Source organism: Nocardioides bizhenqiangii (assembly GCF_034661235.1).
In the GTDB taxonomy this organism is placed as follows: Bacteria; Actinomycetota; Actinomycetes; order Propionibacteriales; family Nocardioidaceae; genus Nocardioides; species Nocardioides bizhenqiangii.
Genome location: NZ_CP141059.1, coordinates 373,356 through 394,497, shown reverse-complemented (window position 1 = coordinate 394,497; position 21,142 = coordinate 373,356). Strand labels below are relative to the sequence as shown.

At 70.9% G+C, this 21,142-nt stretch carries 22 protein-coding genes; 9 read left to right on the top strand and 13 right to left on the bottom strand.

Features of this window, described 5'->3' with window-relative positions:
- Positions 1–13: 13 nt before the first annotated feature.
- The 6 genes from nuoE to SHK19_RS01905 form a co-directional block, all read right to left on the bottom strand.
- Positions 14–811, bottom strand: a complete 798-nt coding sequence (nuoE, locus tag SHK19_RS01930; protein WP_322457597.1) for an NADH-quinone oxidoreductase subunit NuoE — start codon at positions 809–811, stop codon at positions 14–16.
- Entirely contained in the window at positions 808–2,154 is a 1,347-nt protein-coding gene (locus SHK19_RS01925) for an NADH-quinone oxidoreductase subunit D (protein WP_322457596.1), read from the bottom strand. The genes nuoE and SHK19_RS01925 overlap by 4 nt, the downstream gene beginning before the upstream one ends.
- Positions 2,151–2,903 carry an NADH-quinone oxidoreductase subunit C gene (locus tag SHK19_RS01920; protein ID WP_405030450.1) on the bottom strand — a complete coding sequence of 251 codons (753 nt, stop codon included), beginning with the start codon at positions 2,901–2,903 and terminating at the stop codon, positions 2,151–2,153. Before SHK19_RS01920 ends, SHK19_RS01925 begins: the two co-directional genes overlap by 4 nt.
- Positions 2,900–3,454, bottom strand: coding sequence for a NuoB/complex I 20 kDa subunit family protein (locus SHK19_RS01915; RefSeq protein ID WP_322457595.1), 555 nt, complete (start codon positions 3,452–3,454; stop codon positions 2,900–2,902). Before SHK19_RS01915 ends, SHK19_RS01920 begins: the two co-directional genes overlap by 4 nt.
- A 16-nt stretch (positions 3,455–3,470) precedes the next feature.
- Positions 3,471–3,830 carry an NADH-quinone oxidoreductase subunit A gene (locus tag SHK19_RS01910; protein WP_322457594.1) on the bottom strand — a complete coding sequence of 120 codons (360 nt, stop codon included), beginning with the start codon at positions 3,828–3,830 and terminating at the stop codon, positions 3,471–3,473.
- 917 nt (positions 3,831–4,747) lie between these two features.
- Complete coding sequence (locus tag SHK19_RS01905) at positions 4,748–5,437, bottom strand: demethylmenaquinone methyltransferase (RefSeq protein ID WP_322937693.1); 690 nt, start codon at positions 5,435–5,437, stop codon at positions 4,748–4,750.
- A gap of 119 nt (positions 5,438–5,556) precedes the next feature.
- Between SHK19_RS01905 and SHK19_RS01900 the strand changes: the two genes are divergently transcribed.
- From SHK19_RS01900 to SHK19_RS01890, 3 genes are all read left to right on the top strand, one after another.
- Complete coding sequence (locus SHK19_RS01900; RefSeq protein ID WP_322937692.1) at positions 5,557–6,483, top strand: L,D-transpeptidase family protein; 927 nt, start codon at positions 5,557–5,559, stop codon at positions 6,481–6,483.
- Positions 6,484–6,694: 211 nt separating this feature from the next.
- A complete protein-coding gene (locus tag SHK19_RS01895) occupies positions 6,695–7,282 on the top strand; it encodes a carboxymuconolactone decarboxylase family protein (RefSeq protein WP_322937691.1) in 588 nt (195 codons plus the stop codon).
- On the top strand, positions 7,282–8,166 hold the full coding sequence (locus tag SHK19_RS01890) for an RNA polymerase sigma-70 factor (RefSeq protein ID WP_405030478.1): 885 nt from the start codon (positions 7,282–7,284) through the stop codon (positions 8,164–8,166). Before SHK19_RS01895 ends, SHK19_RS01890 begins: the two co-directional genes overlap by 1 nt.
- 13 nt (positions 8,167–8,179) lie before the next feature.
- Here SHK19_RS01890 and SHK19_RS01885 read toward each other — a convergent pair whose 3' ends face one another.
- Together SHK19_RS01885 and SHK19_RS01880 are read right to left on the bottom strand one after the other, a co-directional pair.
- Positions 8,180–8,812 carry a hypothetical protein gene (locus tag SHK19_RS01885; protein ID WP_322937690.1) on the bottom strand — a complete coding sequence of 211 codons (633 nt, stop codon included), beginning with the start codon at positions 8,810–8,812 and terminating at the stop codon, positions 8,180–8,182.
- Positions 8,813–8,842: 30 nt separating this feature from the next.
- Positions 8,843–9,481, bottom strand: a complete 639-nt coding sequence (locus tag SHK19_RS01880) for an MBL fold metallo-hydrolase (protein WP_322937689.1) — start codon at positions 9,479–9,481, stop codon at positions 8,843–8,845.
- 52 nt (positions 9,482–9,533) lie between these two features.
- Between SHK19_RS01880 and SHK19_RS01875 the strand changes: the two genes are divergently transcribed.
- The 4 genes from SHK19_RS01875 to SHK19_RS01860 all read left to right on the top strand — a co-directional run bounded on the left by SHK19_RS01875 (position 9,534) and on the right by SHK19_RS01860 (position 13,651).
- The gene (locus SHK19_RS01875; protein ID WP_322937688.1) at positions 9,534–10,400 is read left to right on the top strand and encodes an NmrA family NAD(P)-binding protein; all 867 of its coding nucleotides are present in this window, start codon (positions 9,534–9,536) and stop codon (positions 10,398–10,400) included.
- A gap of 30 nt (positions 10,401–10,430) precedes the next feature.
- The gene (locus SHK19_RS01870; RefSeq protein ID WP_322937687.1) at positions 10,431–11,033 is read left to right on the top strand and encodes a dihydrofolate reductase family protein; all 603 of its coding nucleotides are present in this window, start codon (positions 10,431–10,433) and stop codon (positions 11,031–11,033) included.
- Between the two features lie 292 nt (positions 11,034–11,325).
- Complete coding sequence (locus SHK19_RS01865) at positions 11,326–12,468, top strand: thrombospondin type 3 repeat-containing protein (RefSeq protein WP_322937686.1); 1,143 nt, start codon at positions 11,326–11,328, stop codon at positions 12,466–12,468.
- Between the two features lie 427 nt (positions 12,469–12,895).
- On the top strand, positions 12,896–13,651 hold the full coding sequence (locus tag SHK19_RS01860; RefSeq protein ID WP_322937685.1) for a hypothetical protein: 756 nt from the start codon (positions 12,896–12,898) through the stop codon (positions 13,649–13,651).
- A 34-nt stretch (positions 13,652–13,685) separates the two neighbouring features.
- Here the strand turns inward: SHK19_RS01860 and SHK19_RS01855 are convergent, their stop codons facing one another.
- The gene (locus tag SHK19_RS01855; RefSeq protein ID WP_322937684.1) at positions 13,686–15,557 is read right to left on the bottom strand and encodes a cation:proton antiporter domain-containing protein; all 1,872 of its coding nucleotides are present in this window, start codon (positions 15,555–15,557) and stop codon (positions 13,686–13,688) included.
- Between the two features lie 4 nt (positions 15,558–15,561).
- Entirely contained in the window at positions 15,562–15,756 is a 195-nt protein-coding gene (locus tag SHK19_RS01850; RefSeq protein WP_322937683.1) for a hypothetical protein, read from the bottom strand.
- Positions 15,757–15,789: 33 nt separating this feature from the next.
- On the opposite strand from SHK19_RS01850, the gene SHK19_RS01845 reads away from it, so the two are divergent.
- Positions 15,790–16,104, top strand: a complete 315-nt coding sequence (locus SHK19_RS01845) for a hypothetical protein (protein ID WP_322937682.1) — start codon at positions 15,790–15,792, stop codon at positions 16,102–16,104.
- Here SHK19_RS01845 and menD read toward each other — a convergent pair.
- Genes menD through SHK19_RS01830 form a run of 3 tightly spaced genes read right to left on the bottom strand, consistent with a single transcriptional unit; the run spans position 16,101 to position 19,719 of the window.
- Positions 16,101–17,723 (bottom strand): 2-succinyl-5-enolpyruvyl-6-hydroxy-3-cyclohexene-1-carboxylic-acid synthase, encoded by a 1,623-nt coding sequence (gene menD / locus SHK19_RS01840; protein ID WP_322937681.1) that lies wholly within the window; start codon positions 17,721–17,723, stop codon positions 16,101–16,103. The genes SHK19_RS01845 and menD overlap by 4 nt on opposite strands.
- Positions 17,720–18,670, bottom strand: coding sequence for an o-succinylbenzoate synthase (locus SHK19_RS01835; protein ID WP_322938662.1), 951 nt, complete (start codon positions 18,668–18,670; stop codon positions 17,720–17,722). The genes menD and SHK19_RS01835 overlap by 4 nt, the downstream gene beginning before the upstream one ends.
- Before the next feature lie 5 nt (positions 18,671–18,675).
- On the bottom strand, positions 18,676–19,719 hold the full coding sequence (locus SHK19_RS01830) for an AMP-binding protein (protein WP_322937680.1): 1,044 nt from the start codon (positions 19,717–19,719) through the stop codon (positions 18,676–18,678).
- Positions 19,720–19,788: 69 nt separating this feature from the next.
- Here SHK19_RS01830 and SHK19_RS01825 point away from each other — a divergent pair, with 69 nt between their 5' ends.
- The gene (locus SHK19_RS01825; protein WP_322457578.1) at positions 19,789–21,138 is read left to right on the top strand and encodes an MFS transporter; all 1,350 of its coding nucleotides are present in this window, start codon (positions 19,789–19,791) and stop codon (positions 21,136–21,138) included.
- The last annotated feature ends 4 nt before the right edge of the window (positions 21,139–21,142 follow it).

Sequence of the window (21,142 nt, the reverse complement as noted above, 5' to 3'; positions counted from 1 at the left end):
GAGTCCTGGGCGGTCACTGCGCCTCCTCCTTCTCCGCAGCGGACTCGCCGGTGGCGCTGGTCTCCTCGACCGTCTCGGACTCGGCCCGCGACGTGTCGGCCTCGGAGACCGCCTCCTGCTTCGACCCGGCGGCTTCGACCGCGGCCGGTGCCGGCGCGGTCGGAGCGGTCCAGCCGCGCTCGCGAGCGATCTCGAGCCCGGCCAGACTCGCCGGTCCGGCGCCCGGGCCTTCGTCGACGCGGCCGTCGGGGAAGCCGGCGAGCACCCGCTCGGCCTCGCGCCAGGTGCAGATGGCGGGACCTCGGGTGGAGCGGACCTCCTGGCCGGTGCGGAGCGCCTCGACCATCTGGACCGCGCTGTCGGGGGTCTGGTTGTCCATGAACTCCCAGTTGACCATCACGACCGGGGCGTAGTCGCAGGCCGCGTTGCACTCGACGTGCTCGAGGCTCACGGAGTGCTGATCGCCTTGCCGCTTCTCGGCGACCTCGTCGTTGCCGACGTCGAGGTGCTCCTTGAGCCGGTCGAAGATCGCGTCGCCACCCATCACCGCGCACAGCGTGTTGGTGCAGACGCCGACGTGGAAGTCGCCGACCGCGTGCCGCTTGTACATCGTGTAGAACGTCGCGACGCCGCTGACGTCGGCGGCGGAGATGTCGAGGATGTCGGCGCAGGCCTCGATGGCCTCGGGCGTCACCTTGCCCTGCACGGACTGCGCGAGGTGGAGCATCGGCAGCAGACCCGAGCGCTTCTCCGGGTAGCGGCCGGCGATCTCGCGCAGCTCGTCGAGCGTCTTGTCGTCGAGGACGTTCACCTGTCGACACCTCCCATCACCGGGTCGATGCTGGCGATCGCGACGATGACGTCGGCGATCATGCTGCCCTCGCTCATCACGCCCATGGCCTGCAGGTTGTTGAACGACGGGTCGCGGAAGTGGGCGCGGAACGGGCGGGTGCCGCCGTCGGAGACGACGTGGGCGCCGAGCTCGCCGCGGGGCGACTCGATCGGGACGTACGCCTGACCGGCTGGCACCCGGAACCCCTCGGTCACCAGCTTGAAGTGGTGGATGAGCGCCTCCATCGACTCCCCCATGATGTGGCGGATGTGGTCGAGGCTGTTGCCCATCCCGTCGCTGCCGATCGCGAGCTGGCTGGGCCACGCGATCTTCTTGTCGGCGACCATCACCGGCTCGCCCTCCATCCGCGCCAGCCGGTCGGCGGCCTGCTCGATGATCTTGAGCGACTCCCACATCTCGTTGAGGCGGAGCCTGAACCGGCCGTAGGAGTCGCTGGTGTCCCACGTCTGCACGTCGAAGTCGTAGGTCTCGTAGCCTGAGTACGGCGACGTCTTGCGCAGGTCCCACGGGTAGCCGGTGCTGCGCAGCACCGGCCCGGTGATACCGAGCGCGAGGCAGCCCTCGAGGTCGAGGTGGCCGACACCCTCGAGCCGTGCCTTGAAGATCGGGTTGGCGTTGCAGAGGGCGGCGTACTCCGGGAGCCGCTTCTTCATCAGCGCGATGAACCCGCGGATCTCCTCGAGCGCGCCCGGGGGCAGGTCCTGGGCCACGCCACCGGGCCGGATGAACGCGTGGTTCATCCGGAGGCCGGTGATCAGCTCGAACAGGTCGAGCACCAGCTCCCGCTCACGGAAGCCGATGGTCATCACCGTGAGGGCGCCGATCTCCATGCCACCGGTCGCGATGCAGACCAGGTGGGAGGAGATCCGGTTGAGCTCCATGAGGAGCACCCGCATGACCTGGGCCTTCTCAGGGATGTCGTCCTCGATGTCGAGGAGACGCTCGACGCCGAGGACGTAGGTCATCTCGTTGTAGAACGGGCTGAGGTAGTCCATCCGGGTGCAGAACGTCGTGCCCTGCACCCAGGAGCGGTACTCCATGTTCTTCTCGATGCCGGTGTGCAGGTAGCCGATGCCGCACCGGGCCTCGGTGACCGTCTCTCCCTCGAGCTCGAGGATCAGCCGGAGCACGCCGTGGGTCGACGGGTGCTGCGGCCCCATGTTGACGACGACCCGCTCCTGCGCGTCGCCGCCCTCGTCGCCGAGGCCGGCCGCGATGTCGTCCCAGTCCTGGCCGGAGACCGTGAAGACTTTCCCGTCGGTCGTCTCGGAGGAGCCGGCGTAGACGTCGTGGGTGGTCATGAGTAGGACCTCCTCTGGTCGGGCGGCGGGATGGTGCCGCCCTTGTACTCGACCGGGATGCCACCCAGTGGGTAGTCCTTGCGCTGCGGGTGGCCCGGCCAGTCGTCGGGCATCAGGATCCGGGTCAGCGCCGGGTGGTCGTCGAAGACGATGCCGAACATGTCGTAGGTCTCGCGCTCGTGCCAGTCGACCGCGGGATAGACCCCGCACAGCGACGGCAGGTGCGGGTCGGCGTCAGGCACGCTGACCTCGACCCGGATCCGCCGGTTGTAGGTCATGGACAAGAAGCTGTAGACCGCGTGCAGCTCGCGTCCGTGGTCGTCCGGGTAGTGCACGCCGCTGACGCCGGCACACAGCTCGAAGCGCAGTGTCGGGTCGTCGCGCAGCAGCTTCGCGGCCGCGATCAGGTTGCCGGGCGCGATGTGGAAGGTGATCTCGCCCCGGTGGATCACCACCGACTCGATGAGCGGGTCGAGGCTGTCGGCCACGGTGTCGAACCAGCCGCCGTACGGACGCTCGGTCGCGGCCGGGAAGACGACCGGGGCGACCAGACCGCCGTACCCGCTGGTGTCGCCGGTGCCCGCGACCCCGAACATGCCGTGCCGCTCGCCGACCTTGCGCACCTCGCCGGTCGGGGCGGGGACGTTCTCGGGCGACTGCTCGGCAGCCGGCTGCTCGACGGCCGGCTTCGGCTCGTCGACCTTCTTCTCGTCGGCGTTCTCGTCGACGTTCTTCTCGTCCTCCGTCACCGCAGCAGGCCCTTCATGTCGCTGGTGGGCAGCGCCACCAGGCCCTCGGCCTCGAGCTCGCGGATCTGGGCCTCGCGGTTGGCGCCGAGCTTGCCGGCCTGGACCTTGTCGTGGAGCTTGAGGATCGCGTCGATGAGCATCTCCGGCCGCGGCGGGCAGCCGGGGAGGTACATGTCGACGGGTACGACGTGGTCGACCCCCTGCACGATCGCGTAGTTGTTGAACATGCCGCCGCTGCTGGCGCACACGCCCATCGCGAGCACCCACTTGGGCTCGGCCATCTGGTCGTAGATCTGGCGGAGCACCGGCGCCATCTTCTGGCTCACCCGGCCGGCCACGATCATCAGGTCGGCCTGCCGGGGGCTGGCGCGGAACACCTCCATGCCGAAGCGGGCCAGGTCGTACTTCGGGCCGCCGCTGGTCATCATCTCGATCGCGCAGCACGCGAGGCCGAACGTCGCCGGCCAGAAGCTGGCCTTGCGGAAGTAGCCTGCGACGCCCTCGACCGTGGTCAGGAGGACGCCGCTCGGAAGCTTCTCTTCGAGACCCATCAGGCCCTACCTCCTGTTAGTCCCAGTCCAGGCCGCCGCGACGCCACACATAGGCGTACGCGACGAAGACGGTGGCGATGAAGACGACCATCTCGACCAACCCGAACCAGCCCATCGCGTCGAAGTGCACGGCCCACGGGTAGAGGAAGATGATCTCGATGTCGAAGACGATGAACATCATCGCGGTGATGTAGTACTTCACCGGGAACCGGCCGCCCCCGATGGCATGCGGCGTCGGCTCGATGCCGCACTCGTAGGAGTCGAGCTTCGCGCGGTTGTAACGGGCCGGTCCGACGAGGGCGCTCATCGCGACCGAGCCGACCGCGAACAGCGCGGCGAGAGCCGCGAGGACGAGTACCGGCGTGTAGAGCTCCAACTGCCTCCCCTTCCCGTGCGGCGGGCCCGTTCCAGCGCTCCGATCGTGATCTTGTGAATGGAATCACGAGTGGCGCGAGACACATACTGCCACCACGCGGCGCCTGACGCACAAGGGGGTCTAGGGGTTCGAAACGTGCCGCTGACCAGCGGATTTACCGCACGGACGCATGCCGTAATTCCGCCGCTCCGCGGCGGGATTTTCCGCGCTTCGCGCGGGTTGGGTTGGTGGGTTGTCGCCTGGTGGGTGTGGCGGGCGTGACCGGTTGGGGGCGGTGCGGGGCATGGGCCCCGACGGGCTGCAAACCGTGGCCTGCCGGCCTGACCCACACCTCGGGCCGGATGGCCCTGGCATGGGCAAGCCGGATGAGGTTCCTGCGACAGGGGCCATCAGAAGAGGCCGGCAGGCCCCGACTTGCCCGCCGGGCCCCACGCCCCGCACCGCACGAAGGCGGCCGCGCCCGCCACTCCCACGGCTCGAGGCGCGGGGTGGATGAGGTCCACCCATGTCATCCGGTTCGGCGCCCTGGGAGGGACGGACCCACCACGGCGCCGGGTGGTCCTCTCCCACACGAGCGGCCGGTCCGACACAGGGAAACCCATCCACCCCGAACGACCCTGAGCCGTGGGAGTGGCGGGCGGTGCGGTGGCCGGTGCGGGGCGGGACCCCGGGCGGGCAAGTCGGGGCCTGCCGGCCTCTCTTCGTCTGCCCTGTCGCAGGAACGGCATCCACCCTTTCCCATGCCAGGGGACATCCAGCCCGTGGCACATCCAGGCCGGCAGGCCACGGTTTGCAGCCCGCTCGGGGTCTCGTCCCGCACCGGAGGCCACCGCACCGCCCGCCACACCCACCCAGCGACAACCCACCCAACTCAAACCGCGCGCAGCGCGGAAAGACCCGCGCGCGAAGCGCGCGGCTTACACAGAGGCGCGATGCAGGGCGACGATGCCGCCGGAGAGGTTGCGCCACTCGGCGTTCTGCCAGCCCGCTTCGCCGATCATCGCGGCCAGGCCGGCCTGGTCCGGCCAGGCGCGGATCGACTCGGCGAGGTAGACGTAGGCGTCGGGCGAGGACGACACGGCCTTGGCGACCGTCGGGAGCGCCTTCATCAGGTACTCGAGGTAGACGGTGCGCCAGGGGCTCCAGGTCGGGTGGCTGAACTCGCAGACGACCAGGCGGCCGCCGGCGCGGGTGACCCGGCGCAGCTCGGCGAGACCCTTGACCGGGTCGACGATGTTGCGGAGGCCGAAGGAGATGGTCACCGCGTCGAAGGTGCCGTCGCCGAACGGCAGCCTGGTGCCGTCGCCGGCGGTGAAGGGCAGGTGCGGCAGCTGTTTCTTGCCGACCTGAAGCATGCCGATCGAGAAGTCGCACGGGACGACGGTCGCGCCGGCGTCGGCGAAGGGCTGGCTCGACGTACCGGTGCCGGCGGCGAGGTCGAGCACCTTGTCGCCGTACGACGGGTCGACGGCCGTCAGCACCTCGCGCCGCCAGCGGCGGTCCTGCCCGAAGGACAGCACGTCGTTGGTGATGTCGTACCGCTTGGCGACGGCGTCGAACATCCGCCGCACGTCGGCGGGCTGCTTGTCGAGTGCTGCGCGGGCCACTCGCGAACTGTAGGCCGTGGGAAATCGCTGCAACCAATCCGTGCAACCAAATGGGCCGCGTCCGCGTCGTCTCAGTACCAACCCACGTCGCAGCACCAAGACCCCTCGAGGATCCCGCCATGTCGTTCGCCCGCCGCTTCACCATCGTCACCGTCGTCGCGGCTCTGCTGTGCGCTCTCGCGTACGGCGTCGGCTGGGCGAGCCAGGCCGGGAGCCTCCCCTGGCAGGGCCCCGTCGACGACGCGAGCACGCCCGCCCAGGCCGGTGAGGACCCGCCGGGTGTGCCGGAGGACCTGCCGACGACCGAACCGGTCGACGAGGCCACCGACGACCGGTCGGAGGAGCCGAGCAACCCGGATCAGCCGACCGATGAGCCCGAGGGGCCGACCGTGCCGGAGCTCACGCCCGGGCCGGCTCTCATCGCGCCCGGCGACTCCGGCGACGAGGTCCGCGAGCTCCAGGCGCGGCTCGCCCAGATCGACTGGTTCAACGCTGACGTCACCGGCTACTACGGCGACGTCACCACCGAGGCGGTGCGCGGCTTCCAGGCCAAGCGCGAGATCCCGGTGACCGGCGAGGTCGACCGGCGCACGCTCGACCGTCTCCACTCCATGACAAACGAGCCGACCCCGGCCGAGCTGACCAACCAGACGACCACGAACGCCCCCGGTGCGCTCGACCCGCGCTGCCTCGATGGACGGGTGATCTGCGTCGACAAGACGAGCAACACGCTCCGCTGGGTCGTCGACGGCGAGGTGCTGAAGACCATGGACGCGCGGTTCGGCGGCTCGGCGACCCCGACCCGCGAGGGTGAGTTCAGCGTGTTCCAGAAGAGCCGCGACCACGTGTCGAGCCTCTACGACACGTCGATGCCCTTCGCGATGTTCTTCTCCAACGGCCAGGCCGTGCACTACTCCCCCGACTTCGCGTCGGTCGGCTACGACGGTGCGTCCCACGGCTGCGTGAACACGCGCGACTACGACGGCGTCGCCTGGCTCTACGACCAGGTGCAGATCGGCGACACCGTCGTCGTGTACTGGAGCTGAGCAGCGCCCCTGCCGGTCGTCGAGTAGGAGCGAGCGCAGCGAGCGACGTATCGAGACGCAGCACCCCTGTCCGCCTCGAGGTCGTCGTTCGGGTGCGGGCGTCTCGATACGCCCTCGCGCAGGCGCTCGGGCTACTCGACGATCGGTATGTGTCACAACCTTCCCGGTTGCGGTGTCTCCATGAGCACACACCGCAACCGAGGAGGCAACAATGAGCAACACCCGCATCCCCCCGGCCGAGATCACCGGCTTCAAGGGCGCGATGTTCAAGCGGATCATGAAGAAGACGCTCGGCCAGGTGCCGTCGTCGCTCGGCGTCTACTGGCACAACCAGAAGGTGCTGATGAGCATGGGCGGCCTCGGCGGCAAGCTGAAGAAGTGGGACGCGTGCGACGAGGGCCTGAAGACCTTCGCGCACATGGCGGTCGCGTCGTACATCGGCTGCACGTGGTGCCTCGACTTCAACTACTTCGAGGCCCACAACAAGAACCTCGACCTGGACAAGGCCCGCGAGGTGCCGCGCTGGCGGGAGTCCGACGTCTTCACGCCGCTCGAGCGGGAGGTCATGGACTACGCCGAGGCGATGAGCAGGACGCCGGTCACGGTCACCGACGAGATGGTCGCGAGCCTGCGCCAGCAGCTCGGTGACGCGGCGGTGGTCGAGCTGACCGCGGTCATCGCCTTCGCCAACTTCACCACCCGGCCCAACGTGGCTCTCGGCATCGAGTCGGACGGCTTTGCCGCGGCCTGCGGCCTGAAGCCGCTCGCCGAGCCGACCGCGAGCGCCGTACGGTCGTGATCGTGACCTCCCCGTCGGCAGATCCGTTCGTGGAGCACCGCCGCCTGCTCTTCACCGTCGCCTACGAGATGCTCGGTTCGGCGGCCGACGCCGAGGACGTCGTCCAGGAGAGCTGGCTGAGGTGGTCCGATGTCGACCAGGCCGAGGTGCGCGATCCGCGGGCCTACCTGGTCCGCATCGTCACCCGGCAGTCGCTCAACCGGCTGCGGTCGCTGTCACGCCGGCGGGAGGACTACGTCGGCGAGTGGCTGCCGGAGCCGCTGCTCACCTCGCCCGACGTCGCTGAGGACGTCGAGCTCGCCGAGAGCGTCTCGATCGCGATGCTCACCGTGCTCGAGACGCTGGGGCCCGCCGAACGCGCGGTCTTCGTGCTGCGCGAGGTCTTCGACACCCCCTACGAGGAGATCGCGGAGGCGGTCGGCAAGTCGCCGGCCGCCGTCCGCCAGATCGCGCACCGGGCCAAGGAGCACGTCGCGGCCCGGCGACCGCGCATGGAGGTGAAGCAGGACGAGCAGCGGGCGGCGGTCGAGCGGTTCCTCGCGGCGGTGCAGGGCGGCGACATCCAGGACCTGCTCGCCGTGCTGGCGCCCGACGTGGTGATGGTCGCCGACGGCGGCGGCGTCGCCCAGGCGGCGCGCAGGCCGATCCACGGAGCCTCGAAGGTCGCAGCCTTCCTCGGGACCGCGAAGCGGATCAACATCGAGTTCACCGGCGTGCCGATCTCGATCAACGGTCTCCCGGGCGCGCGGCTCGACATCCCGTTCGACGGCTCCACCACGGCGCTGAGCTTCGTCGTCGAGGACGGCCTGATCACGCGGATCTTCGCCATGCGCAACCCGCACAAGCTGCAGCGGCTCGGGGAGGAGACGACGCTGCAGCGTTGACGGCTGGACTCGTCTAGTCCAGCCCGGCCTGGGAGACGACGTCGTCGACGAGCTCGGCGGTCTGCTCGATGGTGAGCCCGGGGGTGGCGTAGACGTTGACGGTGCGGCCGTCCACCACGCGCTGGCACTGGGTCTGGAACGGCGGGCCCTCCTGCTCGAAGGCCTGCGCCTCCCACTGCGCGATGCAGACGCTGTCGCCCTGCCGGACGATGTCGCTGATCGTCTGCTGGCTCGCGGCCAGGTTCGGAGGAACCGGGGGGCCCTTCTGGAGGAAGAGGCCGGACTCGCCGTTGTAGACGGTGACCGCCACCTGCACCTGGAGGTCGGGGGTCGCGTAGATGCCGACCGCGACGTCGGTGTCGAAGACGTCGGCCAGCTTGTCGCCGCCGAACTGCTCGACCTCGTCGGACACCGACTGCATCTGCGGATCGATCTCCGGGTAGCGGACGAGCGCGCCGCCGAGAAGGGACTCGGGGATCAGCTCGGCAGCCGGCGTACTGCTTGCGTCCGCTGCTTGGTCCTCGGTCTCCGCCGCCGGCTCCGCCTCGTCGCCGGTGACCTCGGGGAGGCCGACGGCGAAGCCGACGACACCGGCCAGCAGGACCACGCCGGACGCGGCACCGATGATGGTGGAACGCAGGGGCATCGGGCCATCATGCCTGCCCCGTCTGGCGCCTCAGAGGTCGGTGCCGTCGGCGAGACGCACGTATTCCTGCCCTGCTGCCCCGAGGAACCGGGCGAAGTGTCCGTCGACGATGCCGAGACCGGCGTCGGAGTAGACGCGGTCGTGGATCGCCACGTTGCGCGGTGCGCGGACCGACCGTGCGAAGTCGATGCCCTCGGACGCCTTCATCCACGGAGCGCACACCGGTGCGAGGAGCACGTCGACGGGACGGCCGGGCCCGGTGAGCGCATCGCCCGGGTGGAAGACGGTGACGTCATCGAGTGCGAGCAGGTAGCCGCTGTTGTCGAAGCGCGGCAGCTCGGGGTGGATCACGGCGTGCAGCTCGCCGACGGCGGTGACCGGGATCGTGCCGGCGTCGAAGTCCTGGCCGGGGCCGACCACGGTGACCCGCTCGCCCAGGTCGGGCGCCTGCTCCCGGACCTGCGCCGCCACCGCGGCGATCGTGAAGATCGCCGCGTCGGTCCGGCGCAGGTGGTCGGGGTGGAAGTGGTCCGGGTGCTCGTGGGTGATCAGGACGACGTCCGCCCCGTCGACGGCGTCGCCGTCGGTGAAGACCCCGGGGTCGAGCACCAGGACCGTGCCGTCGTGCTCGACCCGGACGCAGGAGTGGCCGAACTTGGTCAGTCGCATGTGTTCACGCTAGCGGCGGAATGCCTGCCGACCTCGCCGGGTTGGGCCGGCCATGATCGCGATCACCGGTGCCACCGGAGCCCTCGGCGGAGAGGTCGCCCGCCTGCTCGCCGACCTGTCCCCTCGACTCGTCGTGCGCGACCCGTCCCGCGCGCCCGATCTCGGAGGGGAGGTCCGCCAGGCGTCGTACGACGACCGCCCCGCCGCCGAGGCGGCGCTCGACGGCGTGACCACGCTGCTGCTGGTGTCGGCGGCCGAGTCCGCGACCCGCCGTGAGCAGCACCGCACCATGGTCGAGGCCGCCGCGGCCGCCGGGGTCCGGCACCTCGTCTACACCTCGTTCGCCGGTGCCGGCCGGGAGTCGACGTTCACGCTCGGGCGGGACCACGGTGACACCGAGCAGGCGATCCGGGATGCCGCGGCGCGGACCGGTATGACCTACACGTTCCTGCGGGACAACTTCTACGCCGACGTGCTCCCCTGGTTCGCCGACGCGTCGGGCGTGGTCCGCGGGCCGGCCGGGCACGGGCGGCTCGCGGCGGTGGCCCGCGCGGACGTGGCCGACGTCGCTGCTGTCGTGCTCAAGGCGCCGGAGGCGCACGCGGACGTCGCCTACGAGCTGACCGGACCCGAGGCGCTGACGATGGCCGAGGTCGCCGCCCGCGCCGGTGCCGTGCTGGGTCGCGACCTGCGCTACGAGGAGGAGACGGTCGCGGAGGCCTACGCCTCCCGCCGGGCGGCGTACCCCGATGCGGCCGACTACCAGCTCGACGCGTGGGTCAGCACCTACACGGCGATCGCCGACGGCTCGGTGTCCCACGTGTCCGGCGACGTCGAACGACTCACCGGCCACCCCGCCCGCACCCTCGAGGAGGCGCTGGCGAGCTTCCCTGGGCAGGGGTCGGTCGCAGACCGATGAGTCCGTGCGCAGCACGTGGTCGACATCGACATGACCAACATCATCGGCGACATCACCATGTCCCTCGACGGGTTCGTCACCGGACCCGGCGCCGACCTCGAGCACGGGCTCGGCCGCGACGCCGAGGGCCTGCACGCATGGGCGCTCGACAGCAAGGACTCTGTCGACCGCAGCATGCTGGAGCGGCTGACAGCCGCTTCCGGAGCGGTGGTCATGGGCCGGAAGACCTTCGACACGGTGGACGGCCCCGACGGATGGAGCGCCGAGCGTGGGTACGGCGCCGACCAGGACGGACGACCGGCCTTCTTCGTCGTCACGAGCACGCAGCCGAGCCATGTCCGGCTCGCGGATTCCCATGACTTCACCTTCGTGCTCGACGGCCTCGGCCCAGCGGTCGAGCAGGCGCGGGCGGCGGCAGGCGACCGCGACGTCTACGTGATGGGTGGCGGCCGGACCGTCGGCGGCTGCCTCGCCGCCGGCCTCCTCGACCAGCTGCGGATCCATCTCTCGCCCGAGGTGCTGGGGGCGGGGACGCCACTCTTCGACGCCGTCGGCCGGCACCGGCTCCGCCAGGTCGGGGTCGAGACGTCACCGGTGGCGACCCACCTCACCTATGAGGTGTTTCGGGGCTGAGTGCCCGAGGATTCGGCGACCGGCAGCAGCGTCGCTACCGCACTCGTTCCCCATGTCGGTTGCGTCTACGACGCTGACCAAGACGACCCGCCTTATCGGCGTGCCGGTGATGGAAGCAAGGCGTTCCTGCGATGCGGTTCCGCCGCGTCGCGGGCGCCGCTGTCTAGACCGATCGGGCGGATCTACGGCCGACTTCGGCGAATCGTTCTTCCGCAGCCGTGACGCGGTCTACGGTGTTGAGACGGTTGGTGCCCCGGATGGCGCTTTCTGTCCCTCCCGGAAGGTGCCATCGATGCCCCGACAGTTGACCGCCCGCGCCCTCGTCAGTGTCGGCGTCGCCCTAGGCCTCGTCCTCACGTCCGCGACTCCAGCGGCGGCGCTGACCATCAAGCAGAACTCCACCGACACCATCACGCCGGGTGTCGGCTTCTCGTGCAACGCCGGCAGCGAGCACACGGACAACACCTACCTGCGGCGCTTCGACCTCGACGGCGCCCACGGGGTGGACGCCGGGTTCCACGTCTCGTCGGTGAGCTTCGGCGTCGAGTCCGCGCTGTCAGGGGCTGACCCCTCCCAGCCGGCCTCGGTGCGCGTCTTCACGATCGCGGCGTCGGACCCGACGATGACGTTCGCCGACCTGACCCTGCTCGCGGACGTGCCGACCACGGTGGTCAACAGCGACGCTGGCACGATCAAGACCGTCCCGGTGAGCGCGACGGTCGCCGATCCCTCCACGACCGACCTGGTGGTGGCACTGTTCACGCCCAACGGCCAGGCTGCGGACCACAGCTTCTTCCTCGGGGCGAACGCCGACGGTCAGAGCGGCCCCTCCTACATCGCGGCGCCGGACTGTGGGATAGCCGAGCCGACGGCCGCTGCCAGCTTGGGCTTCCCGAACTCCCACTTCGTGCTCTTCGCCGACGGGGAACTGACGGGTCTGGACAACTGTCCGGGCGTGCCCAACCCGGGACAGGACGATCACGACGGCGACGGAGCGGGAGACGCCTGCGACGCCGACGACGACAACGACACCATCGCGGATGGCGCCGACGCCTGCTCCACCCTGGCGGGGGATCCGAACGTGGTGAGGGCCCAGGGCTGCCCGCTGGCGAGTCGCTCGCTCACCGCGTCGCTCGCCGGCCAGAGCGTGAACGGGTTGCTCTCCTCCTCGGCCCCTGCGTGCGCGGCGACCGGGACCAAGGTCTGGGTGCGCTGGTACGTGGGTAGCGATCGTCACCTGGTCGGGGACAAGACCGATGCCGGTGGCGCGTACGGGGCCCAGACCGGGCCTCTCCCCGAAGGCAAGCACTACCGCGCCATCACCAGGTTCCGCCTGGTGCCGGACGTCGCCGCGTGCCCCCGGACACGCTCTCCGATCGGCGTCGCGGGGCAGCAGGCCCGGAAGCAGGCCGTCCCCTCCCTGTCGACGCGCTGAAAGGGGCGAGCGAAAGGCCAGCGGCCGCGGCTGCGGCTGCGGCTGCGGCTGCGGGGAGAGGCTCGGCGGTGTCGAGGTCGCTGACCTCGGCGCGGTAGAGCGTGCCGGCGTGGCCGTTGAGGTTGTCAACTGCGTCACGTCGTCGGGCTTCATCCTTGACCGCAAGTGCACACCAGCGGCAGCCGGTGCCCAGATCCAACGCATCAGCAGCCAGGTGCTTGATCGAGACCAGGCTGCACTGCCGCGCGAGCGCCAGGTCCGCCCCGCACAGCTCTTGGACCGGCGGGGTCAGGCAGTCACCCGCACCGCGATCGCCGAGAGCCGTCCGGCCGTCAGTCGGTACGGGATGCAGGTCTCGGCGTGGACTTTCTCAGGACCCGCGCGACGGGCTCGTTCCGGACGTAGCGTGATACCCGCGAGGCTCGACATGCGGGAGGAAGACATGGGACTGGGAGACCTGGCCAAGCAGTGGGCGAAGTCGAAGGCCACCGAGATGCTGTCCAGCGACAGCCAGAAGGCGGCGAGCGCCTCGGCCGATGCGGACGCGACCGAGCGGGAGGCCAAGGACCAGGCGGGCGAACAGCTGGTGCGGACGGCGTTCCCCGGACTCGCGAAGTGGAAGGACAAGCAGGAGGAGAGCCAGCGCCAGGCCGAGGAGGACAGGCTCCAGAGGCTCCGCGACGAGATCGCGGCGCTCCCGGTGGCACAGGTCCAGATGCGAGTGACGGGGTGGGCGGAGGACGCCTGGTTCGGCCCCATGCACCTGCGCTGGGAGGTGGTCACACCGGACGGCCCGGACCCCGAGTACACCGACCCGGACCCCTACGCGTACCGGCCCTACCTGTCGGTCGAGCTGCACCCCCAGACCGGGAACGCGGTGTCACTGGGGAGCCATCGGCTGGCCAGCTGGCGGTTCCAGGTCCCCGGGTACACCGGAGACGGCAGCTACGACCTGTTGGCGATCTCGCGCGAGCGCGAGGCGGCAGGGGCGGCGCTGGCCTACGACGAGGCATACCTGGAGCTCGACGAGGACACGGACTACTTCTACTGCTACACCGACAGCGGCCCGTGGTCGGTCACCGTGAGCGAGGGCGGACGGCGGGTGGCGGTCTCGATGGTGCTCACGAGCTCCATCGGCGACATGACGATGACCGCGGACATCACGCGCGAGCACGGTTCCTGACCCACCGCCGCCCCGCCGTCGACCGCGGATTCGGTCAGGCAGTCAGGTGGTGCACGAAGCACCAGCGCCAGTCCTCACCGGGCTCGACCGACCGCATCACGGGATGAGTGCTCTCGTGGAAGTGGGCGGAGGCATGCCGGTTGGGTGAGGAGTCGCAGCAGCCGATCTCGCCGCAGGCGAGGCACATCCGCAGCGCGACCCAGCGGCTGCCGATCGCCAGGCAGGCACCGCACTCGAGCTCGCCGGCAGGGTCCGCGAGCGGCGTCGACAGGAGGTGGTCGCACGCCTGTCCGACCGGTCTGCGCACGCGCTCTGCCTCCACGTCGGCTCGTTCCTGCTCGGCGGCGTCCAGCATGGACTCCTCGATGTCGAGCATGGCCAGCACGTCGCTGACCACCTCCGACGGTACGGAGCCGGTGGACCGGATCTCCAGCACTCGCCGCCGTTCGGCCTCGATCATCTCCTCGCGCACCCGGGCGTAGAGCGCGGCCGGGCTCTCCTCGCCCGCGGTGGTGCCGAGGCGTTCCCAGGCGGCGAAGTTGCGCTGCTCGATGCGCTGGCGGATGAGGTCGGCGACGCCGTACGGATCATCAGCCTTGAGCTCCGCGAGCACCTTGTGGCTGGCTTTGGAGGCCTGTTGCAGGAGGGTCGCACGGGCGAGGGCGTCGTCCATCGGGTCCGGCGCTGGGACGTTCAGCCGGCGCGCGAGCCATCCGAGGCTGAGCCCCTGCAGCAGGAGGGTCCCGGCGACGACCGTGAACGCGATCATCAGTAGCACTTCGCGGTGCGGAACGGTGTCCGGGATGATGAACGCGGCGGCGAGGGTGACCACGCCGCGCATCCCGGCCCACCCGATCAGGAACGTGTACGACGCCGGTGGTGGGCGTCCGGTCGCCGGGTCCGGCCCGGGCCGGATCAGTAGGTAGCGGACGGGGAACACCCACGCCATCCGGAGCACGACGACCGCGACCAGCGTGGCGAGGCAGACGCCCACGATCGTGCCGGTCGGCAGCGTGCTGGCGCGGACGTCGTCGACCAGCCAGTGCGCCTGCAGGCCGATGAGCAGGAACACGGTGTTCTCGAGCATGAACGCCAACGTGCGCCAGTTCATCCGCTCCGCGATCCGCGACTGCGCGGTCTGCAGGATCGGCGCCTTGTGACCCAGCAGCAGGCCCGCGACGACGACGGCGACCACGCCGGAGGCGTGGATCTCCTCGGCGGCGATGAAGGTCGCGAACGGCACGACCAGCGAGATGCCAGTGTCCAGCACCGGGTCGGTGACGTGCTTGCGCATCTTCGCCACGAGGAGGAAGCCGGCGATGCCGACCACCAGGCCGCCCCCGGCCGCCAGGGCGAAGTCGACCCCGACCTCCCACGCCGGGGCCATCGCGCCGGCGGTGCCGGCCGCCGCGATCGCGGTGCGCAGCGCGACCAGGGCGGTCGCGTCGTTGAGCAGGGACTCGCCCTCGAGGATGGTGACGATCCGGCGGGGCAGCCCGATCCGGCGTCCGATCGCGGTGGCTGCGACGGCGTCGGGCGGCGCGACGACGGCGCCGATCGCGAACGCCGCGGCCCAGCCGACCTCGGGCAGGATCTCGTGCACCACGACCGCGACGCCGACCGTCGTGAACGCCACCAGCCCGACCGAGAGCAGCAGGATCGGGCGGCGGTTGGCGTTGAAGTCGACGAGGGACGTGCTGAGCGCGGCCGCGTAGAGCAGCGGAGGCAGGAGGCCCAGCAGCACCACCTCGGGCTCGAGATGGATCGTCGGGACTCCCGGCAGGTAGGAGCCGACCCACCCGACCAGGATCAGCGGGATCGGTGCGGCGATCCCGATCCGGCCGGCAATTGCCGTGACCGTGAGGACGGTGACGGCGATGGCCACCAGCAGGAATGCGATCTCCACGCGTTCATTGTCTCCACAGAGTGCCGAGCACGGCCTTCGCACCGTCCACCAGGCGTTCGGCGGTGAAGCGATCAGGGTCGTCGACCATGACCCGGCCGAAGTGCTCGACGATCGCGAGGACGGCGTGCGAGTAGAGCTCGGCGTCGACCTTCCAGTCGGGTCGGGACTCGCCGATGTCGGAGATGAGCGAGGCGAACATGACGCGGATCCGCTCCCGGTCGAGTCGCGCCTGATGGGCGCGCTGATCCGGCCGGAGCTGCGGATCGCGTTCTGGGTCGTCTCGCTCAACGGACCCGCCCAGGTGGCGCTGCTCCGGCTGGTCTCGCCCATGACGGCCTCGGTCGCGGCGCCGGTGCTGCTCGGCGTACCCCCGGAGACGGAGGAGGTGCTGACGCCGGCGCAGGCCCGGGAGCGCTACGGCTACGACCGGCCGCGCGACGCCCACCTCGAGCTTCGCGCGCGCCAGCAGGCCAAGGTGTTCGGCGATGGCAGCAAGCCCAGCGACGAGGGGATCCTCGAGTCCCAGCAGATCCTCGGCAGGATCTAGCGCAGGTCGCTCGCCAGGGCCCGGATCCGGGCGTCGAGCCCGCGCCGGTCGCTGCGGCCGATCATCGCCTCGACGACCTCGATGCCGCCGTTGGGGCTGGAGAGCGCGTGCTCGAGCTCGGGCCGCGAGGTGACCCGCAGGAAGGACGTGCGGGTGCCGACGCAGAGACTCGCCAGGTCAGTACCGTGCGGCGTGCCGAACAGCCGCTCGAACGACGCCGCGTGCTGGGGCGCCCCTTGCTCGAGCATCGAGAAGATCGAGCCGCCGTCGTCATTGGCGACAACGATCGTGAGGTCGGGTCGCGGCTCGTCCGGACCGAGCACCAGTCCGTTCTGGTCGTGGAGGAAGGTCACGTCGCCCATGAGCGCGATCGCCCGGCTGCTTTCCGGCCGCCCCAGGGCGGCGCCGATCGCCGTGCTGATGGTCCCGTCGATGCCGGACAGGCCGCGGTTGGCGATCACCTTGCGTCGCTCGCCGACCGGCGCAGCGGGCTCCATGATGTCGAGGTCGCGGATCGGGCTGGAAGCACCGACGACCAGGAGGCTCCCGGCGGGAAGAGCCGCCGACACTGCGGCAGCCACGTCGTACGGCGTCAGCGCGGGCTCCTCCGCGAGCAGGCGGTCGATCCGCCGGCTCAGCTCACGGTCCGCGTCCTGCCAGCTCTTGAGCCAATCACCGGAACCGCGATCGAACTTCTCGATCCCCGGCATGCCCAGTGCCCCGTCACGGTGGAAGGGCCAGGCGCCGCTGCCGGGAACGACGCGGATCTCCACGTCCGGCCGATCCAGGAGCTGGGCGACGGGCCGCGACAGGGTCGGTCGACCGAGCACCACGACGCGCTCGATCCGAGAACCGAGCGCGGTGCCGAGCAGCAGGCGGTAGGTGCGGATCGCGTTCGAACCCCGGCGGGCCCCGCTGGACGGCTCGGCAAGCAGTGGCCAGTCTGCTGCCTCGGCGAACATCCGGGCGGTGGGCCCGGCGTCGTCGCCGGCCACGACGACCGTCCTCAGGTCGCCTACCGGACCGTCGGGCAACGACAGGCTGCTGCGCCGCGAGGAATGAGCCACGACTTCGCCGCCCTCGGCATCGGAGCGCGCTGGCCACTCCAGCGGCCCGTCGACGGGCACCAGTGGGGCGTCGAGCTGGACGTTGACGTGCAACGGGCCGTGCTGGCGCCACGGGATCGCGTCGAGATCGGCCAGCTCCGCGACGTCGTACGTAGGAATCAGCAGCCCGAAGATCCCCACCTGGTCGGTGGTTTGGTTGGCGCCCGTCGCCCGCATCCGGGCAGGACGGTCGGCGGTGACGACGACCATCGGCACGCCCGCGTGGGCGGCCTCGAGGACTGCTGGATGGAGGTTGGCAACGGCAGTGCCGGAAGTGCAGAGGACGGCCGCCCTTGCGAAGACCTTCGTCAGACCGAGCGCGAGGAAGCCGGCACTGCGCTCGTCGATGCGCGTGTGCAGGCGGAGCGGCTCACCCGCCTGCCCGGCCGCCCACGCTGCCATCGACAGCGGCGCGTTGCGCGAGCCTGGGCACACCACGACCTCGTCGACCCCCGCGGCAAGCAACCGCGCGACGACCGCCGCACCCAGCTGAACACCGCTGATCTCGCTCACGGTCGACCATCCTGCTGGAGGGCGCGCACGGCGCGGAGCCTGGCCTCCCACCAGGCCACCCGGCCGGCTGCCGCTGCCGTGCGAGTCAGGGCGGCGCCGTCCACGAGGGGCCGACCGACGGGGAGGGCACCGGCGACCGGCAGCAGCGGGGCGACGGCAACGTCGTCGGTGAGCAGCTGCACGGTGGCCAGCCCGCAGGCGTACGGCAGCTCGGGCAGCGCCGCCGCCAGCGCCACTCCGGCGGCGATCCCGACCGACGTCTCCAGCGCCGACGACACGACGACGGGCAGCCCGATCTCCTCCGCGATCCGGAGGCACGCGCGCACGCCTCCGAGTGGCTGGACCTTGAGCACGGCGATGTCGGCTGCCGCCAGGTCGCGCACCCGGTAGGGGTCCTCGGCCCGGCGGATCGACTCGTCGGCCGCGATCGGCACCCGCACCCGGCGGCGCACCGCGGCGAGCTCCTCGACCGACGCGGACGGCTGCTCGACGTACTCCAGCCCGCCGGCGGCCCGGTCCAGCACGCCGATCGCCGCGACGGCGTCGTCGACCGACCAGGCCCCGTTGGCGTCGATCCGCACCCGGCCGTCCGGTCCCAGCGCGTCGCGCACCGCCTCGAGCCGCGCCTGGTCGTCGGCGAGAGACTGGCCCGCCTCGGCGACCTTCACCTTGGCCGTCCGGCAGCCACCACGGACCACGAGCGCGTGCGCGGACTCGGGTCCGATCGCGGGCACGGTCACGTTGACGGGCACGCCGTCGCGGACCGGGTCCGGCCAGTCGCCCGCCGCGGCCTCCTCCGCGCACCGGAGCCACGGCTCGGCGATCCGCGCGTCGTACTCCAGGAACGGGCTCCACTCGCCCCAGCCGGCCGGACCCTCGACCAGTGCCGCCTCGCGCACCGTCAGCCCACGGAACCGGGTGCGCATCGGGATCGAGACCACCCGCATCGCGGTCATGTCGCGGCGCCCGCGAGAGCCAGGAGCGCCTGCCGGTCGGGCTTGCCGTTGGGGAGCATCGGGATCTCGGTGACCAGGACCAGCTCGCGGGGTGCCCACGGGCGGGGGTGGACCTCCGCCACCCAGTCGCGGGCGTCGTCGAGCGTGATCGCGCCCGCGACGAACGCGACCACCCGGTTGCCCCACTCCTCGTCCGGCACGCCCAGCACCTCGACCTGCGCGACCGCCGGATGCGCCCGCAGGCGCGCCGCGACTGCGGGGGCGGGCACGTTGAGGCCGCCGGTGACGACGACGTCGTCGACCCGCCCGAGGACGGCGAGCCGGCCGTCCTCGTCGAGCCGTCCGGCATCGGAGGTGAGGTACCAACCGTCGACCAGGGTCTCCGCCGTGAGCGAGGGATCGTCGACGTACTCCTCGAAGACGGTGGGTCCGCCGATCCGGATCCGGCCGCTCTCGCCGACCGCGACGGCGACGCCGTCGAGGGGCAGTCCGTCGTAGACACAGCCGCCCGCGGTCTCCGCGGCGCCGTAGGTCGCGACGACGTGGACGCCGGCCGCGGCCGCCCGCTCGCGGAGCATCGGGTCGATCGGCCCGCCGCCCAGGAGCACGGTGTGCGCGCGGCGCAGCGCCGCGACCGCGCCGTCCTGGTCGTCGTCGTCGAGCAGCCGCGCCAGCTGGGTCGGGACGAGAGAGACGAACCAGCCCTCCCCGGTCGGCCACCCGCGTTGTCCTGAGCCTGTCGAAGGGTCTCGCGCCAGCACCACCGGCTCGTGACCGGCGACCAGCGAGCGCACGATCACCTGCACCCCCGCGACGTACGTCTGCGGCAGCGCCAGCACCCACGGGCCGGTCGCGCCGAGCCGTCGCGCCGACGCCGCTACCGACGCGAGGACCGCGTCCCGCGTGAGCGCGACCCGCTTGGGCCGGCCCGTCGACCCGGACGTCTCGACGACGAGGCGTGAGCCGGTCGGCCCGGTCAGCCACGCACGGAGCTGCTCGACCACCGCGGCCGGCTCCCCGCGGGGCGTCAGGTCGGACATGTCGACGAGGTTAGGCCGTCGGGGATATTCGGTGGCCGGGTGTCGGTGCCGTGCAGTGCAATATGCCGAGTGACGAACACCATCTCGGGCGACCAGCGCGGCTTCTTCAAGAGGCTGATCCCGCCGACCCCGCTGTCGCGGCGGCTCGCGACGCAGTCGATGTTGTTCGCCACTGGCGAGAGCACGTTCATGACCGGGAGCGCGGTGTTCCTGACCCTCGTCGTCGGGATGTCTGCCGGGAAGGTCGGCATCGCCCTCACGATCATGGGGGTGGCGGAGTTCCTGTTCGCCTATCCCGCCGGCCGGGTCGTGGACCGCTTCGGACCGAAGCGGATCTGGGCGTTGTCGACCCTGGGCCGCGCGGGCGTGTTCTGTGCGCTGCCCTTCGTCACCGGGTTCCAGGAGTACGTCGGCGTCGCCATCGCCTTCGCGCTGTTCGCCTCGCTCGGGGCGTCGAGCCACCAGGCCTACGTGCTCGACGTGCTGCCGCGCAACCAGCGGGTGGAGACCCAGGCCTACATGTACTCGTGGCTCAACGTCGGCCACACCCTCGGCGCGATGATCGGCGGCCTCGCGCTCGCGACCGACAGCCTGACCGTGATCCGGTGGACGCCGTTCTTCGCTGCCGCGATGATGCTCGCGAACGCGTTCTGGGTCTCACGGCTGCCGGCGGCTCCCCACGACCTCCGGGTCGCCAGCGGCGAGCGGCGGGTCAAGCCGACCGGACCGGGCCCGATCCGCAACATCGGGTGGATCCTGACCACGTTCTTCATGGGCGTGCTGTGGACCAACCAGGTCCTGCTCCAGATCGTGATCCCGCTCTGGCTGGTCGCGGCGACCGACGCCCCGCACGTGCTGCTGGCCTGGCTGTTCGGCACCAACACCGTCCTCTGCATCTTCCTGCCGGCGTACACCTCGAAGGGCGTGCGCAACCTCAGGGACGCGATGCGCTACACGTGGATCTCGTCGGCGTTCTTCATCGTGTCGTGCGTGGTCACGATGATCACGCACTCGACGGTCGGCCTGATCACCGTCGTGCTGGTGTGGCTGGGCCACCTCACCGTGACCGGCGCCGAGCTGGCGATCTCCGGGGCGAGCTGGTCGTTCGAGGCAGAGCTGTCGGATCCCGAGCGACGCGGTGAGTACCAAGGGGTCCAGGAGGTCAGCAGCGCGCTCGGGTTCCAGTGGGCTCCGGCCCTCTACACGTGGCTGGCCCTCTCCTGGGCTGGTGGTCAGGGCTGGTTGGTGATCGCCGGCATCGTGGTCGTGGCGACGCTCGGGCTCGGACCGTCGGTGCGGATGGCCGAGCGGTTCCGCGACCGGCACTTCCCGCCCGAGCCCGAGTCCGAGCACGAGCAGGTGCCGGAGGAGGACGCGGGCGTCGGGGCGGATGTGGACCTCGCGGCCGACCCGACGTAACCTT